The following is a 15,158-nucleotide window of genomic DNA, read 5'->3' as shown; positions in this document are numbered from 1 at the left end:
GAGCAGCAGCGCGCCCGCCTTGATGACGTCGCGCTGCGAGCCGCGTCCGAGCGACTCGTCCAGCAGATGCCAGGGGGTGGCGAACGAGACCATGTCGCTCGCCTCGCGGACCTGGTCGAGCGCGTGCGGCCCAGCGAGCAGGTAGGAGATCGCCGTGACGGCTCCGGCGCCGCCCGCCAGCGCGGCGAGCCGGGCGGCCGGCCGCCATGCGCGCCGCGTCCACGTCTCGCGTAGCAGGACCCAGGCGGGCCCGCCGGCGACGAGGGCGGCGGGCAGCTTGACCGCCGTGCCGGCCCCGGCGAGGGCGCCCGCGGCGAGCGCGCGCAGCCAGCCGCCGCGCGCCCGGCCGCGGCGTGCCCGGCCGCCGACGACGGCGAGGGCCGCGACCATCGGCGCGATCGCGAGGACGTCGTTGTGCGCACCCGAGACCAGGTGGAACAGCACCAGCGGGTTGCACGTCCACAGCAGCGCCGTGCGAAGCCGCCGTGTCTCGCTCCCGGCCGTCCGGTAGAGGATCAGCGCCGTCACCGCGAACGCGAGCACGTTGAACACCGACAGGACGAACACGGTCAGCCGCACGGACCCGCCGCCGATCCACGCGGCGAGCGCCTGCTCCCCCGTGGCGATCGGCCCGTACACCGACGGTGTCGTGCGCCACTCCTCGGGTGCCCCCGCGACCGGGTCGTGCGGCAGCTCGGCGGCGCTGGTGGCGTACGGGTCGTGGCCCGTCGCCGCCATCCGCCCGTAGGAGGCGTAGTTCAGGTGGTCGGTGGACCCGACCGGCGGCATCATCATGAACGCGACCGCCGCGAGCAGCCCGGCCATCAGCAGCGGCAGCGGCCGGACGCGCCAGCCCTTCCGGACCGCGGCGAGGCAGAGCCCGAGGCCCACGGCGCTCGCGACGATGCCCGCGACGACGAGCCCGATCACCAGGTACGGCGACGGGTGGGCGGTCAGTGAGTAGGGCGGCTCACCCGGCGCGCCCTCCAGTGCGGGCTGGAAGACGGACGGGCCCAGCAGTGCGGTGACGAGGAAGCATGCGACGCCGGCTCCGATGCCGCACAGCCCGCCCGTCCCGAGACGGGTCATGGGCGGCTGCCGCGCAGGCGGTCCACGCGGCGGGCCACCGCCGGTTCGCGCACGGCGAGGGCCCTGGCCACGTCCCGGAACTGCCGGGCGCGGTGCAACTGGGCGCGCCAGTCCGTCCCGGTGGCGCGGTGCGCGAGCGGGACCTCCACTTCCTCCACCCGGAACCCCTTGCGGAGGAGGTCGATGGTGAGCGCGGTCTCCACGCCGAACCCGGCGGCCAGCGGCAGCGCGGCGTCGAACGCGGCGCGGGTCAGGCAGCGCTGCCCGTTGAGGGGGGCGGTGGCCTCCCAGCCGGTGGCGCGGCGGATCCCGTCGCGGGAGAGCCGGACGACGAAACCGTGCCCGCCGAGCTTCACCGTCGTGGTGAACACCGCGATCGTCATGTCGGCGTCGCCGGCCCGCACCGGCTCGGTGAGGGGCGCGGCCTCCCGGGCGGTCTCGGCCAGGTCGGCGTCGAGGAACAGCAGGTGACGCGGCTGGTCGCGGCCGTCGTCGAGGAGCCGGACGGCCTCGGCGCCGCTTTCCATCGCGGCGCCCTTGCCCCGGTTGCGGCTGTGCCGGACGACTCGGGCCCCGGCGTCGCGGGCGACCCGCCCGGTGCCGTCGGACGAGCCGTCGTCGACCACCACGACCAGGTCGGCGCCCGGGAGTTCCTGGGCGGCTTTGACGGTGGCCGCGATGCGGTCGGCTTCGTCCTTGGCCGGGATGATCACCGCTACGTCCTGCATATCCGCGATGGTAGTCGGGGACGGGCGCGCGGCGGGGATCGGCGGGAGGAACGCCCCGACCCGTTACCCGCGGGCCACCCGCGTGAGGGGCGCTCTTCACCCCGGCCGCGCAAGACGGAGGGGATGCTGAAGCGGCGACCCCCCGAGGTTCACCCCGGCGAGCCGCCGATCGGGCGGGTCGGACGGATCAGCCCGCGTCCATGGCCGGCGCCGCGTCGGTCACGGTGAAAACGGTGTCGAGCCCGGTGACCTGCAGGATCCGCTTCACGGCCGGGCGGGGGGCGGCGAGTTCCAGCGAGCCGCCCTGCTCCTTGAGCCGCTTCATGGCCGCAAGCAGCACGTTCATGCCGGTCGAGTCGCAGAACTCGACACCGCTCAGGTCGACCACGATGCGGTTGACCTGGTCGCGCAGCAGACCCGCGAGGGCCGCCTGCAACCTGGGCGCGGTGTACAGGTCAAGCTCACCGATCGCTGTGACGACGGCGTGACCCTCCTGAGACGCGGTCGAGACGTTTAGCTCCACGTCCGGCACACTATCTCGGGAAAGGCCCGCGGGCCAGACAGTTCACCAAGTCCCCTGTGGGGCGGGCGTGTCGGCGCGCGGGCAGTCCCGTACGCTTTGAGAACTACGCACCGTAATGTCATGATCTCACCGTTGGTGATGTTCGCGGCCGGTCCGGCGTTCTCCCGGTTCCCGCCTCGCGGGCGACCCGAGTAGGAGAGGCTGAGCAGGTGCAACAGCGGCATGGACACGACGCCGACCCTAGAGAGACCCGGCTGCGGGAACGCCTGGAGACGATCCGCGCGCGCTCCGCGAAGTCCAGTTCGTGGCGGACGTCCACCCAATACTTGTCACGCCTCGTGAACGCGAGCGGGTTCATCCCCGTCAAAGCGCGTCTGTCCCGCGAAGACCTCGCCTTCCTCGCGGGGGCCCGCGAGGAGGTCATCACGTTCGCCGAACTGAGCGTGCGCCTCCTCGATCTGCACCGCCCCCAGGAGGCCGGCGGCATCACCAGCGACCCCGGCAGCCCCATCCGCCGCTGCCGCGCCTGCATGTCCCGCTGGCCCTGCCCCACGTTCCGCGCGATCGACGAGACCCTCAGCACCTGACCGGCCGGAACCCGCACGACCGAAGCCCGCACGACCGGGAACCTGCTCGAACGGGAACCCGCCCGGCACCGGTTCCGCCTCACGTCATCAGCGGCAGGCGGACCTCGAAACGGCAGCCCGGACCGTCGTTCGCGACGCCGATCTCGCCCGCGTGGGCCTCCACGATGCCGCGGGCGATCGCGAGGCCGAGACCCGCGCCGCCGCCCGGAGTCCGGGCCGCCTCGCCGCGGAACGCGACGTCGAACACGCGCGGCAGGTCGTCCTCGGGGATGCCGCCGCAGGCGTCCGCCACCGTCACCCGCGCCTCCCCGCCGCTGACCTCACCGATGATCTCGACCGCGCCGTCGCTCGGCGTGTGCCGGATCGCGTTGACGACGAGGTTGCGCAGCGCGCGTCCCAGCTCACCCGTGTCCACCTGGACGGGCAGGCCCTCCCGGACGTCGCCGTGCAGCCGGACGCCCTTCGCGCGGGCCAGGGCCTCCGCGCCTGCGACGGCCTCGGCGACCAGGTCGGCGAGGCCGACGCGCTGCCGGGACAGGCGCAGCGCCCCGGCATGGATGCGGGACAGCTCGAACAGGTCGTCCACCATCTCGGTGAGCCGCTCCACCTCGACGCGGATGCGCCCGTGGTAGCGGTGGACGGTTCCCGGGTCGGCGACGACCTCGTCCTCCAGCGCCTCGGCCATCGCCCGCAGGCCCGCCAGCGGGGTGCGCAGGTCGTGGCTCACCCAGGCGACAAGCTCGCGGCGGCTGGTTTCGAGGGCCTGCTCGCGTCGGTGGGACTCCGCCAGCCGGTCGTAGGCGGCCTCCAGCTCGCGCGACAGCTCGGCCAGCTCCGCCGGCAGGTGCGCGGACGGCGGCCGGAAGCGGTCGGCGCGGACGGCCTCCACGAGGGTCCGGTTCGCCGCCACCAGGCGGCGTCCGAGAAGGACCGACACGGCCATCGCGACCAGCCCGGCGGACGTCACCACGGCGAGCACGACCGCGCGGTCATGGTCGTTCAGCAGCATCATGAACGAGATCACGAGGATGCCGGAGATGGTCGCCAGCACGGTCGCCGCACCCACGACGATCAGCTGGGTGGCGACAGAGCGGGCGCGCAGCAGGTACAGGGCGCCGAGCGCGACGGCCGCGACGACGAACGCGGCGAGGGCCGCGTAGAAGACGACCCAGAGGAGGTCCTCGAAAGGGATCATGATCGGTCGTCTCCCGGGGTCTCCGGTTCGGCGGGCTCGTACCGGTAGCCGACGCCCCAGACCGTGACGATGCGGCGCGGCGCGGTCGGATCGTCCTCGATCTTCTCGCGGAGCCTGCGGACGTGCACGGTGACCGTGGAGGAGTCGCCGAACGTCCAGTCCCAGACGCGTTCGAGCAGCTCGTCGCGGGTGAACGCCTGCCGGGGATGGCGGAGCAGGAACGCCAGCAGGTCGAACTCGCGGGACGTGAGCGCCAGATGCTCGCCGCGCAGCCCGGCCTCGTGCGCGCTGACGTCCACGACCAGGTCGCCGTCGCGCAGCGGACCGGACGGGCCGGTCGGCACGAGCGCGCCCCGCGCCCGGCGCAGCACCGACCGGACGCGCAGCGCCAGCTCACGCGGGCTGAACGGCTTGGTCACATAGTCGTCGGCGCCGGTCTCCAGCCCGATGAGCCGGTCGGTCTCCGTGCCGAGCGCCGTCAGCATCACGATCGGGACGGTCGAGGTCTCGCGGAGCCGCCGGCACACCTCCAGGCCGTCCATCCCGGGCAGCATCAGGTCCAGGACGACGAGGTCGGGCGGATGGTCGACGGCCTTGCGCAGGGCGGCCCTGCCGTCGGCGACGCACACCACCTCGTGCCCGTCGCGGGCCAGGTAGCGGGCGACGACCTCGGCGACGGTCGGATCGTCGTCGACCACCAGGACGCGGCCGGCATGGGACACGGAGTTCACGTCCACACGTTACGGCGCGCACAACGGAACCGCCTCGTCCGTCATCACCCTGTAAGAACCATCCACGTCCCGAGCAGGACTACCCGCCGGCGGCACCCCGGAGGTCTGCATCAGGGTGGGCCTCCGCCGAGCGGCGGGGCCTGATCTGCCCAGGGTCGTCCCAAAGGGTGATGACTGCCGCAAGAGGAGCGCCTACGGTGGGGGCATGGGTAAGACAGTCCTGACCGTCTTCGGTGTCATCCTCGCGATATGGCTGGTGATGACCCTCATCGGGTCGTTGTTCGCGATGCTGAAGTTCTTCTTCTTCATCGGACTCATCGCCGTCGTGGTGGTACTTGCCGTAACCGCCGTGTCCAAGATGTCAAAAAGCAACTAGCCAAGTGGGCCGCCCCTCTTGCCGGGGCATCGCCGGTGACCGCATGATGCCGGAATAACCAGGCGGTCATCGGCGAAGGGACATATCGTGCCAGGCCTTACCGAGGTGCTGCGCGAACGCGCAAGCTCGCATCCCGATCGTGTCGCGTACATCGCGGGCGAAACGGAGATCACCTACGGCGACTTCGACCGGCGCGTCGACCGGGTCGCCTCCGCGCTGTCGGCCGCCGGCGTCGGGCAGGGCGACCGTGTCGCGGTGCTCGACAAGAACTCCCTGGAGTACGCCGAGCAGCTCTTCGGCGCGGCGCGGATCGGCGCGGTCCAGGTGCCGGTGAACTACCGGCTGGCGCCGGACGAGGTCGCCTACATCGTCAACAACGCACAGGCGAAAATCTTCATCGTCGGCCCCGAGTTCGTCCCCGTCCTGGACGCGATCGCCGACAGGCTGGAGCACACCACCCACAAGGTGGTCATCAACGGCACCGACACCGCCGCCTACGAGGACTACGCCGCCTGGATCGACTCCGCGTCCGGCACCCGGCCCGACCACGAGCCCGCCACCTCGGACGTGTTCGTCCAGCTCTACTCGTCGGGCACCACCGGCCGGCCCAAGGGCGTCATGCTCACGCATGACAACTTCTTCGCGGCGCTGACCGTCACCAACGACGTGTGGGACATCGACGAGTCGTCCGTCCTGATGGTCGCGATGCCGATGTACCACGTGGCGGGCAACGTCCTCACGGTCTCCTCCGTCTACAACGGCCTCACCGGCGTCATCGCGCGCGAGCCCGACCCGACGCTGATCGCGAAGGGCATCGAGAGGCACCGGGTCACGCACATCTTCCTCGTCCCGGTTCTGCTGCAGTTCATGCAGCTGATCCCAGAGGTCGCCGAGGCCGACATGTCCAGCCTCCAGCTGCTGCTGTACGGCGCGTCCCCCATCAGCGAGGACGTGCTGCGCGGCGCCATGCGGATGCTGCCGGGCACCGAGTTCATGCAGGTGTACGGGCTCACGGAGGTCACCGGCGCGATCACCATGCTGCCCGCCGAGGACCACGACCCGGACGGCCCCAACCCGCACCGGCTGCGCAGCGCCGGCCTGCCCAACGCCAACACCAAGATCAAGATCGTGGACCCGGCGACGCAGGAGGAGGTCCCCGTCGGCCAGGTCGGGGAGATCGTCTGCCAGACCCCGCAGAACATGAAGGGCTACTGGGGCCTGCCCGACGCGACCACGTCCGCCCTCTCCGACGACAACTGGTTCCGCACCGGCGACATCGGCTACCTCGACGAGGACGGCTACGTCTACATGCACGACCGGGTCAAGGACATGATCATCTCGGGCGGGGAGAACATCTACCCCGCCGAGATCGAGAACACCCTGATGAGCCACCCGGAGATCACCGACTGCGCGGTGATCGGCGTTCCGTCCGAGAAGTGGGGCGAGACGCCCAAGGCCCTCGTCGTGCTGGCGTCGGACGTCCCGGAGCAGGACATCATCGACTACTGCCGGGAGCATCTGGCGCACTTCAAGTGCCCCAGTTCCGTCGAGCGCCGCGACGAGATCCCCCGCAACCCCACGGGCAAGATCCTCAAGCGCGAACTCCGCGACCCCTACTGGGAGGGCCAGGACCGCGCCGTGAACTAGGCCATCGCGGGCCCCCGGTGTCAGCCGCCTGACACCGGGGGCTTTCGCATCACAGGTACCGGACCACGGCGGACAGCGGGCGGTGGTCGGACGCCTTGGTGCGGGTGGCGGGGACGCTGCAGGAGACGGCGGCCGACTTGGTGATGAAGAGGTAGTCGGTCTTGGCGACCGCGGTGCCCTGCCAGTTCTGGCGCGTCTTGGCGCCCGTGCGGGACGAGCCGGACTGGTCGCATTCGGCGTAGACGTCGTAGAGCGGGTCGAGGGCCGGGCTGCCCGGGGTGTCGGCGAGGTCGCCGCCGACGAGGACGCGGCCGGCGCCGGCGAGGTCGACGAGGGCGCGGGCCTGCTTGCGGCGCCATTCACCGTTCTCGGACGAGCTGAGCTGCGTGACGCAGACCCGGGTCGCCCAGGACGTGACCTCGCCGCACAGCGCGACGTGGGCCTGGCCGGGAGGCGCGGGCAGCTTGCTCTCGCCGGTGCCGGTGAGCGGGGCGTCGGTGCCGATGGCGACGCCGAGGCGGCCCTGTCCCCGCGCGCACTCGGGGCCCTTGGGGAGCGGCGTGAACGCCCAGCTCCACTTGCCCAGGGCCTTCTTGAAGTCGCGGATGTGGCCTTCGCAGACCTCCTGGAGGAGGACGGCGTTCGTGGCGACCTCGCGTCCGCCGACCTCGGTGGCGCCCATCCGCTGGACGATCTGCTTTCCGAGGGCGGCCGGGGCGGTGCCGAGCGGGCAGCCGGGGTCGGCGTCGCCGCAGACGTTCCAGGTCATCGCATTGATCGTCACGGCGTCGGGGCGGGGGGCCGCACCGTCGGCGTGGGCGGGGCCTCCGCCGCCCGGCATGTCCTCGATGCCGGCACCGGTGGCGGCCGCGGTCACGACCGCGGCGGCCGCGCAGACCGCGAAGAGGGGGATCAGGGCGCGGGGGGATCGCACACGTTCTCCAGGGGACAGTCAGCGGGGATGATGGCGGAATCTCACCACATCAAGATCGCTTTTGTCAGCGGTTCGCGACCAGTCGGTCATTCACGATTCGGGTGGAAGGATGCGGCGATTTCCGCGACCAAGGCTAGGGGCCCGGCGAGTGATCTCGCCGGGCCCCCGTCCCGCCGGTCTTGTTTCCGCGCCGGCGAGCCCTCGGCGCAGACGCGTGCGGCCTTCGCCCCTCAGTCCGCTCGCGTCCCGGGCAGCCCGGTGACCGTACCGGCGCCGACCGTCCTGCCGCCCTCGCGGATGGCGAAGCCGAGGCCCTCGGTCATCGCGACCGGACTGCCCAGCTCCACGGCCATCTCGACCGAGTCGCCGGGCAGCGCCATGCGGCCGTCGCCGCCGAGGTCGATGCCGCCGACCACGTCCGTGGTGCGGAAGTGGAACTGCGGGCGGTAGCCGTGGAAGAACGGCCTGCTGCGTCCGCCCTCGTCGGCGGTCAGCACCCGGACCCGCGCCCGGAACCGCAGATGCGGCCGGATCGCGCCCGGCACGCTGATGACCTGGCCGCGCCGGACCTGGTCCCGCTTGACGCCGCGCAGCAGCATCGCGGTGTTGTCCCCGGCCTCGGCGTGGTCCATCGACTGGCCGAACGTCTCCAGCCCGGTCGCGACCGTGCCGAACGTGTCGCCGAGCCCGACGACCTCGACGGCGTCACCGGCGCGTATCGAGCCCTGCGCCACGACGCCGGTCACGACGGTGCCGCGCCCGGTGATGGTGAGGACGCTCTCGACCGGCATGAGGAACGGCTCGTCCAGCACCCGCGGCGGCACCGGCACGTACGCGTCGATCGCGTCGAGCAGGTCGCCGATGCGGGCCGTCCAGTACGGGTCGCCCTCCAGCGCCCGCAGGCCCGACACCCGGACGACGGGGATCTCCTCGCCGGGGAACCCGTACTCCGACAGCAGCTCCCGGACCTCCAGCTCGACGAGGTCGAGCAGTTCGGCGTCCTCGGCCATGTCGGCCTTGTTGAGGGCCACCACGATGTGCCGGACCCCGACCTGGCGGGCCAGGACGATGTGCTCGCGGGTCTGCGGCATCGCCCCGTCCTGCGCGGACACGACGAGCACCGCCCCGTCCACCTGCGCCGCACCAGTGATCATGTTCTTCACGTAGTCGGCGTGGCCGGGCATGTCGACATGGGCGTAATGCCTGGTCGCGGTCGCGTACTGGACGTGCGCGACGTTGATGGTGATGCCGCGGTCGCGCTCCTCGGGGGCGCGGTCGATGCGCTCGAACGGCGTGGCGGACGCCAGCCCGCGGTCGGCGAGCACCTTGGTGATCGCCGCGGTCAGGGTCGTCTTGCCGTGGTCGACGTGCCCCATCGTCCCGATGTTCAGGTGGGGCTTGTCGCGCTCGTAACGCTGCTTGGCCATTGTCTCGTCCTCACTGGTGGATCCGGTGAGAACCCCTGCGCGTGCACACGCGCAGTACGTGACCACCCCCCTCCGCTGGTTCTCCGGAGGTGGGACGGAGAGGGGTCAGCTTCGGATGAGCGAAGTGAACCGGGGGGCGTGGGGGGTCGTCCCCCCACAGGAGGTCCGCGCGCCGTCGACGACGGCCGCGTTCGCTGCGGCTGCCAGGGAGGCAGCCGGCACCGCGCTCGGCAGGCCGTGGCCTGCGAGCGTCCGGGTGCCGGCTGCGAAGAACATGGTTCGAAGATTACGAGCCGCGCCCGACCGGGTCGACAGGTTTTTCACGTGCGGGGACGCGCAGGAGCAGCAGCCCGGCGGCCGCGCCCGCGAACTGGAACCCGGCGATCGCCAAGACCAGGCCGACGGGCCCGATCGCCTCGGCGGACGCGGCGGTCAGCGCGGCGCCGACCGCGGACGCGCCGATCTTGAGGCTGCCGGCCGTCGTGTTGACCTGGCCGAGCCGGTCCGGCGGGGACTCGCGCTGCCGGAGCATCAGCGTGGCCGCGAACACGGGTCCCTCGCAGATTCCCGCTGCGACGCACGCCGCCATCGCCCACGGCAGGGACGGCGTCACCGCGAGGGCCGCGAGGGACGTCCCGAACCCGACGAGCCCGGCGATCATGACGGGTTCCCCGTGCCTCGGCGTCAGCCACCGGCTGGACGCGAGCGAGCCGGCCAGCGAGCCGACCGCCAGAGCCACGAGCATCTGCCCGCCCGCGCTGGGCGCGGCGCCGATGTGCCCGGCGAGCAGCACCGCCGTCACCGCGACACCGCCGAACCCCATCCACGCGAGCGTCGTCGCCACGGTCAGCGCCCGCAGCACCCGCCCCTCGACGAGGACGGTCAGCCCACCCGTCATCATCGAGAACCATGCCGCGGCCCCGGACACCGCGCCTTCCCCCGTCGACCCGACCGCGACGCCCGAGCCCGCGCCCACATCCGAGGCCGGGCCCGCGTCCAAGGGCGGGCCCGCCTCCAGGGGCGGACCCGGGTCCGGGCTCTTGTCCGGGCCGGGGGGTGTTCCCGGCTCTCCGTCCGAGGACGCGGAGGGGCCGGGGAAGGGGAGCAGCGGGAGGGTCAGCAGGCCGAGGGCGCCGACGGCGACGATGGCGACCCCGGCGTACTGGCCGCCCGCCAGGGAGGCGAGCCCGGCGGCGAGGCCGGGGCCCGCGATGCCCGCGAGGTTGTAGCTGGACGCCTCCAGCCCGTACGCGCGGGACAGCCGCCCGGCGGGGACGAAACGGGGCAGCAGGCTCGTCAGCGCCACCACGATCGGCTCGGTGCAGCCGATCACGGCGGCGACGCACAGCGCGAGGACGAGCGGCGACCGGCCCGCCATCGCCAGCAGCACCACGGTCGCGACGGCGTACCCGGCGGCGAGGACGACCGCGACGCGGCGGGGCCGTCCCACCCGGTCCAGCGCGTTCCCGATCAGCGGGCCGCTCAGCACGTACGGGAGCGTCATCGCGGTCTGCAGGTATCCGGCGGTGGCGGCGTCGCCGGTGCGCGCCTGGACGGTCAGGACCAGCGCCGTCGCGACACCCTCGGCGGACACCCGCAGCAGCGTCGCCGAGGTGAGGTGAAGCGGGAGCGCCGCCGTCCTGCCGAGCACGATCGCATCCTGGCACAGGGGACGGCCCGGCCGATCCGGTCCGCCGGCGCCCACCTAGACTGCGCAGTGTGACGGCTTTGGGCACGGCACACGAGCACCGGGTCACCAGTGAGGTCGGGCGGCTGCGGACCGTCCTGCTGCACCGTCCCGGCGCGGAGCTGAAGCGGCTCACGCCGCGCAACAGCGACAAGCTGCTGTTCGACGCGATCCCCTGGGTGGGCCGGGCGCAGGAGGAGCACGACGCGTTCGCCGAGGAGCTGCGGTCGCACGGCGTCGAGGTCCTGTACGTGACGGAGCTTCTGCAGGACGCGCTGGAGTACCAGGCGGCGCGGGAGCAGGCGATCGCGGACGCCGTCGTCGACCTGCGCCTCGGCGACCAGCTCCGCCGCGCCGTCGAGGGCCATCTGCGCGACCTCGACCCGGAGAACCTGGCGCACACGCTGATCGCCGGGCTGGCGCACGAGGAGCTGAAGTCCGGGCACGGCCTGGTCTACCGGCTGATGGACCGGCTCGACTTCATCGTCGACCCGCTGCCGGGCCTGCTGTTCACGCGCGACAACAGCACCTGGATCGGCGACCGGGTGGCGGTCACCAGCCTGGCCATGGAGGCCCGGCGTCGGGAGGCGGCGCTGACCGGCCTGGTCTACGCGCACCATCCCCGGTTCGACGGCGTGAAGCCGGTGTACTCGCCGTCCCTCGAACATCTTGAGGGCGGGGACGTCCTGCTCCTGCGCCCGGGGGTGATCGCGGTCGGGACGGGCGAGCGGACGACCCCGGCGGGTGTCGAGCGGCTGGCCCGCCAGGTGATCGGAGCGGGGCTGGCGCACACCGTCCTGGCCGTCCCGATCGCGCAGGAGCGGGCGACCATGCACCTGGACACGGTGTGCACGATGGTCGACGTCGACACCGTCGTCATGTACCCGCCGATCGCGCACTCCCTGACGGCCTTCACGGTCACGCTCGACGACGGCGGGCTGAAGGTCGCCGAACCGCGCCCGTTCCTGGACGCGGCGGCCGAGGCGATGGGCCTGGACCGGCTCAAGGTGATCGACACCGGCCTCGACCCGGTCACCGCGGAACGCGAGCAGTGGGACGACGGCAACAACACCCTCGCGGTAGCGCCGCGCCTGTGCGTCGCCTACGAACGCAACATCGAGACGAACGCGCAACTGGAAGCGGCGGGCATCGAGGTCATCCGGATCAGCGGCAGCGAACTGGGAACCGGCCGCGGCGGCCCGCGCTGCATGTCCTGCCCGATCCTCCGCGAAGACGTCTGAGGCAGGCGGCGGGCGTCTGAGGCACCGGCCCACCGGGCGCTCGGCTAGGCGCTGCGGGCGCTGCTCTGGGTCGATCGGGTGCGGTTGCGGGCTTCGTCGTCCGGCTCGTCCATGAGGTCTGGAAAATCGGACAGGTCGGGGACGGCGACCTGGGCCCCGGTCGGGGAGGCGACCCCGCCGTCACCGGACGCCCTGGGCGCCCGCAGGACGGCCCACACCGTGGTGGCACCCTCCTCGTGGCGTACGCCCCAGCCTTCGGACAGGGCCTCCACGATGCCGAGCCCGCGTCCGCCGAGCGAGGACAGCGTGCCCGGGCCGCGGCGCGGCTCGGTCATGGCGCCGCCGTCGCTCACCTCGACTTCGAGGAGGTCTCCGCGGCGCAGCCAGCACACCCTGACCTGCCCGGACGGCAGCGGCCGCGCGTGCCGGAGGGCGTTGCTGATCAGCTCGCTGATGATGACGGCCGCGTCGTCCACGATGGTCTCGAAGACACCCGAGTCGACCAGTTCCGAGCTGAGGCGCTTACGGGCGACCGCGACGCTCGACGGCGCGTGTGGCAGCAGTACGACGCTCGACGCCCTCACCTCCCCGTGGCTCCGCTTACCCGGACGGTTCCCGTCATCGCGCTTCCAGTACGACCGAAATGCCCTGATGGCCATGGCCGGAAACACGAACGATTCAGTCTGCCACCTGCACAACGAGTCACCGCCCATCCGGTCACGGTGATCACCCCCGGATCGGAATTCCGTCACCAACGGCAACCATCAAGGATCTATCCAGTCAACGGCGGATTTACTCCTCACGCGCGCGTTTCGTCCGTCACACTCCGGCGCCACGGAACTTTCCCGCAGAGACCTACCCTGCCACCGGTCGAGACCGCTGATTGCCCTGGTCACAACGGTCTCACCACGGCACCCTCTGCGGACTGTCCTTACGGTGAGTAACCGCGATCGGGTCGGGGACCGGCCGGGCGGTCAGTCCGCGGCGCGGAGCACGAGCCGCATGCACGTGCCGTCGCCGGGATGCGCGCCACCTGCGGGTCCGCGCCCCTCCGCCGCCCGCAGGAGGGTGTTGGGCAGCCGCGGCGGCAGCGTCTCCGCGGCTGCCGACCCGTTTTCTCCCTGCCCGTACGCGCTTGTGTGAGATACCTCACGCTTGCCAGCTCCGCCCGGATGTGCGGAGATCGTTCCGCCCTGGGCCTCCGTCAGGCGTTTGACGATGTAGAGGCCGAGCCCGATGCCGCCGAAGCGCCGGCGGTCCCCCGACTCCCCCTGGACGAACCGCTCGAAGATCCGCTCATGGTCGCCGGGCGGGATGCCGATGCCCTCGTCCACGACCGTCACCACGGCGTCGGACTTCTCGCGGACGGCACGGACGCTGACCGTCCCGCCGTCCGGGGAGTACTTGAACGCGTTCTCCAGCAGCTGCCCGAGGACGATGTCGGTCGCCATCGCGTCACCCCGGCACGGCGGCAGATCCGGCGCGATCTCCAGCTCGACCCGGTGCAGCGGCGACAGCGACCGGAACCCCGCGACGACGCCCTCCAGCACCCGGGCCAGGTCGAACGACTCGATCGTCACGGTCAGCTCGTCGGCGCCCGCCCGGGACCCCAGCAGCAGATGCTCCACGAGGCGGCCGAGCGACTGGGAGCGTTCGGCGATCGTGGCGACGGCGGCGCGGCGGTCGGTGTCGGCCAGCTCGTCCCACCGGTTGACCAGCGTGGACGCGAACCCCTGCACGACCGTGATCGGGGTGCGCAGCTCGTGGCTGGTCGTCGCGAGGAACAGGTCCTTGGCCTCTTCGAGCGCCTTCGCCTCCGACACGTCGCGGAAGTCGACGACCAGCTCGCCCGTCTCCTCGATCTCGGCGGCCAGCACGTTCAGCCACGTCCCCGACTCCAGCCGGAACGTCAGCATCTCCCCGAGCGCGGGCATGTCGAACGGCAGCGGGCGCCCGATCGCGTCCTCCGGCGGGATGCCGGTGAGGGTGTGCGCGGCGGGGTTCCACTGCCGGACGACGAGGTCGTGGTCCAGCACGGCGATGCCGTCGGCGCTGGAGTCGATGACGGCGCGCTCGTGCGCCCGCTGCCGGACGACCTCCGCGTAGGCGACGGCGTTGCCGACCGCGACCCCCGCGTGCCCGGCGAGCAGCTCCAGCAGCTCGAGCTCGGTGTGTCCGATCTTGCGGCCGGAGAAGAGCGCGTAGAGAGCGCCGTACGGCCGGTTCTGCAGGTACGACAGCCCGAGCGCGATCGTGTGCAGGCCGGACAGCTCCGACCAGATCAGGTCGCCGAGGCGCCGCTCGCCCGTCGCGAGCAGCACGGTCTTGCCGGACCGCAGCACCTCCCCGACCAGGCTCGACCGCAGGTCCGCGGACGTCCCGCGCATGTGCTCGGGCAGCCCGGACATGCTGACCAGCCGCAGCCGCTCGCCCTCGATCCGCACGAACCCGCCCGCGTCGGCGCCGGTCAGCTCGATCAGCGCCGCGGTGATCCGGTCGAGGACGACGGCCAGGTTCAGTTCCGCGTTCAGGTCGGCGACGATGTCGTTCAGCCGCCGGACGAGCCGGGCCCGCTCGGTCATGTGGTGCTGGACGATCTCGTCCTCGTCCACCGGGTGGTACACCCCGACCCAGCCGAGCAGGCTCCCGGACGGGTCTTTCAGCAGGCTCGTGTCGATCCGCACGTCGATCAGGCGGCCGTCCCGGTGGAACCTGCGGGTCGCGATCGAGATCTGCCCGCTCTCGCCCTCGCCCGTCCGCCGCGTGAGGAGCCGCTCCTGGACGGCGTTGTGCTCGGCCTTCAGCTCGTCCGGCACGATCGGCGGCACCCGCCCGGCCATCTCCTCGGCCGTCCAGCCGAACATGCGCTCGGCCGCCGGGTTCCACACCGTGACCCGGTGCCGCTGGTCAACGGCCACGATCGCGTCGGCGGCGCTCTCGATGACGGCGCGCGCGATCGGGTCGTGGACGTGGTGGTGCACGCCTGTCATCGT

General features: G+C 72.2%; 13 protein-coding genes and 1 pseudogene. 4 read left to right on the top strand and 10 right to left on the bottom strand.

Features of this window, described 5'->3' with window-relative positions; genetic code table 11:
• Window positions 1–198: 198 nt before the first annotated feature.
• The 3 genes and pseudogenes from mptB to ACGFIS_RS21720 all read right to left on the bottom strand — a co-directional run.
• Window positions 199–1,089: pseudogene (mptB, locus tag ACGFIS_RS21730) on the bottom strand (polyprenol phosphomannose-dependent alpha 1,6 mannosyltransferase MptB); the annotation flags it as partial.
• A complete protein-coding gene (locus tag ACGFIS_RS21725) occupies window positions 1,086–1,817 on the bottom strand; it encodes a glycosyltransferase family 2 protein (RefSeq protein WP_392903515.1) in 732 nt (243 codons plus the stop codon). The pseudogene mptB and the gene ACGFIS_RS21725, both read right to left, overlap by 4 nt.
• Before the next feature lie 187 nt (window positions 1,818–2,004).
• Window positions 2,005–2,340 carry an STAS domain-containing protein gene (locus ACGFIS_RS21720; RefSeq protein WP_358453622.1) on the bottom strand — a complete coding sequence of 112 codons (336 nt, stop codon included), beginning with the start codon at window positions 2,338–2,340 and terminating at the stop codon, window positions 2,005–2,007.
• 209 nt (window positions 2,341–2,549) lie between these two features.
• On the opposite strand from ACGFIS_RS21720, the gene ACGFIS_RS21715 reads away from it, so the two are divergent.
• The gene (locus tag ACGFIS_RS21715; RefSeq protein WP_392903519.1) at window positions 2,550–2,927 is read left to right on the top strand and encodes a hypothetical protein; all 378 of its coding nucleotides are present in this window, start codon (window positions 2,550–2,552) and stop codon (window positions 2,925–2,927) included.
• A gap of 79 nt (window positions 2,928–3,006) precedes the next feature.
• Here the strand turns inward: ACGFIS_RS21715 and ACGFIS_RS21710 are convergent, their stop codons facing one another.
• Both ACGFIS_RS21710 and ACGFIS_RS21705 read right to left on the bottom strand, forming a co-directional pair.
• A complete protein-coding gene (locus ACGFIS_RS21710; protein WP_392903521.1) occupies window positions 3,007–4,122 on the bottom strand; it encodes a sensor histidine kinase in 1,116 nt (371 codons plus the stop codon).
• Window positions 4,119–4,844: a response regulator gene (locus ACGFIS_RS21705; RefSeq protein ID WP_392904050.1), complete on the bottom strand. Its 726-nt coding sequence runs from the start codon at window positions 4,842–4,844 to the stop codon at window positions 4,119–4,121. Before ACGFIS_RS21705 ends, ACGFIS_RS21710 begins: the two co-directional genes overlap by 4 nt.
• A gap of 214 nt (window positions 4,845–5,058) precedes the next feature.
• Here ACGFIS_RS21705 and ACGFIS_RS21700 point away from each other — a divergent pair, with 214 nt between their 5' ends.
• Together ACGFIS_RS21700 and ACGFIS_RS21695 are read left to right on the top strand one after the other, a co-directional pair.
• On the top strand, window positions 5,059–5,229 hold the full coding sequence (locus tag ACGFIS_RS21700) for a hypothetical protein (protein WP_392903523.1): 171 nt from the start codon (window positions 5,059–5,061) through the stop codon (window positions 5,227–5,229).
• Between the two features lie 87 nt (window positions 5,230–5,316).
• Entirely contained in the window at window positions 5,317–6,876 is a 1,560-nt protein-coding gene (locus ACGFIS_RS21695; RefSeq protein ID WP_392903526.1) for a long-chain-fatty-acid--CoA ligase, read from the top strand.
• A 49-nt stretch (window positions 6,877–6,925) separates the two neighbouring features.
• Here ACGFIS_RS21695 and ACGFIS_RS21690 read toward each other — a convergent pair whose 3' ends face one another.
• The 3 genes from ACGFIS_RS21690 to ACGFIS_RS21680 form a co-directional block, all read right to left on the bottom strand.
• Window positions 6,926–7,810, bottom strand: coding sequence for an endonuclease/exonuclease/phosphatase family protein (locus ACGFIS_RS21690; RefSeq protein ID WP_392903529.1), 885 nt, complete (start codon window positions 7,808–7,810; stop codon window positions 6,926–6,928).
• A 230-nt stretch (window positions 7,811–8,040) separates the two neighbouring features.
• Window positions 8,041–9,237 (bottom strand): elongation factor Tu, encoded by a 1,197-nt coding sequence (gene tuf / locus ACGFIS_RS21685; protein ID WP_392903531.1) that lies wholly within the window; start codon window positions 9,235–9,237, stop codon window positions 8,041–8,043.
• A 286-nt stretch (window positions 9,238–9,523) separates the two neighbouring features.
• Window positions 9,524–10,888, bottom strand: coding sequence for an MFS transporter (locus tag ACGFIS_RS21680; protein WP_392903534.1), 1,365 nt, complete (start codon window positions 10,886–10,888; stop codon window positions 9,524–9,526).
• A 68-nt stretch (window positions 10,889–10,956) separates the two neighbouring features.
• On the opposite strand from ACGFIS_RS21680, the gene ACGFIS_RS21675 reads away from it, so the two are divergent.
• Window positions 10,957–12,165: an arginine deiminase gene (locus tag ACGFIS_RS21675; RefSeq protein ID WP_392903536.1), complete on the top strand. Its 1,209-nt coding sequence runs from the start codon at window positions 10,957–10,959 to the stop codon at window positions 12,163–12,165.
• Window positions 12,166–12,209: 44 nt separating this feature from the next.
• Here ACGFIS_RS21675 and ACGFIS_RS21670 read toward each other — a convergent pair whose 3' ends face one another.
• Together ACGFIS_RS21670 and ACGFIS_RS21665 are read right to left on the bottom strand one after the other, a co-directional pair.
• A complete protein-coding gene (locus tag ACGFIS_RS21670; protein WP_392903539.1) occupies window positions 12,210–12,749 on the bottom strand; it encodes an ATP-binding protein in 540 nt (179 codons plus the stop codon).
• A gap of 390 nt (window positions 12,750–13,139) precedes the next feature.
• On the bottom strand, window positions 13,140–15,155 hold the full coding sequence (locus tag ACGFIS_RS21665) for a PAS domain-containing protein (RefSeq protein ID WP_392903542.1): 2,016 nt from the start codon (window positions 15,153–15,155) through the stop codon (window positions 13,140–13,142).
• Window positions 15,156–15,158 lie beyond the last annotated feature (3 nt).

Origin of the sequence: Spirillospora sp. NPDC048824 (assembly GCF_043198455.1) — a bacterium.
Taxonomy (GTDB): domain Bacteria; phylum Actinomycetota; class Actinomycetes; order Streptosporangiales; family Streptosporangiaceae; genus Spirillospora.
Note: the sequence above shows the minus strand (reverse complement) of the source record. Positions and strands in the feature narration are given on the sequence as shown.

Coding starts and splice junctions, on each gene's coding strand:
- ACGFIS_RS21665 (WP_392903542.1), bottom strand. CDS start 15,155: ATGACAGGCGTGCACCACCACGTCCACGACCCGATCGCGCGCGCCGTC.
- tuf (WP_392903531.1), bottom strand. CDS start 9,237: ATGGCCAAGCAGCGTTACGAGCGCGACAAGCCCCACCTGAACATCGGG.
- ACGFIS_RS21710 (WP_392903521.1), bottom strand. CDS start 4,122: ATGATCCCTTTCGAGGACCTCCTCTGGGTCGTCTTCTACGCGGCCCTC.
- ACGFIS_RS21700 (WP_392903523.1), top strand. CDS start 5,059: ATGGGTAAGACAGTCCTGACCGTCTTCGGTGTCATCCTCGCGATATGG.
- ACGFIS_RS21725 (WP_392903515.1), bottom strand. CDS start 1,817: ATGCAGGACGTAGCGGTGATCATCCCGGCCAAGGACGAAGCCGACCGC.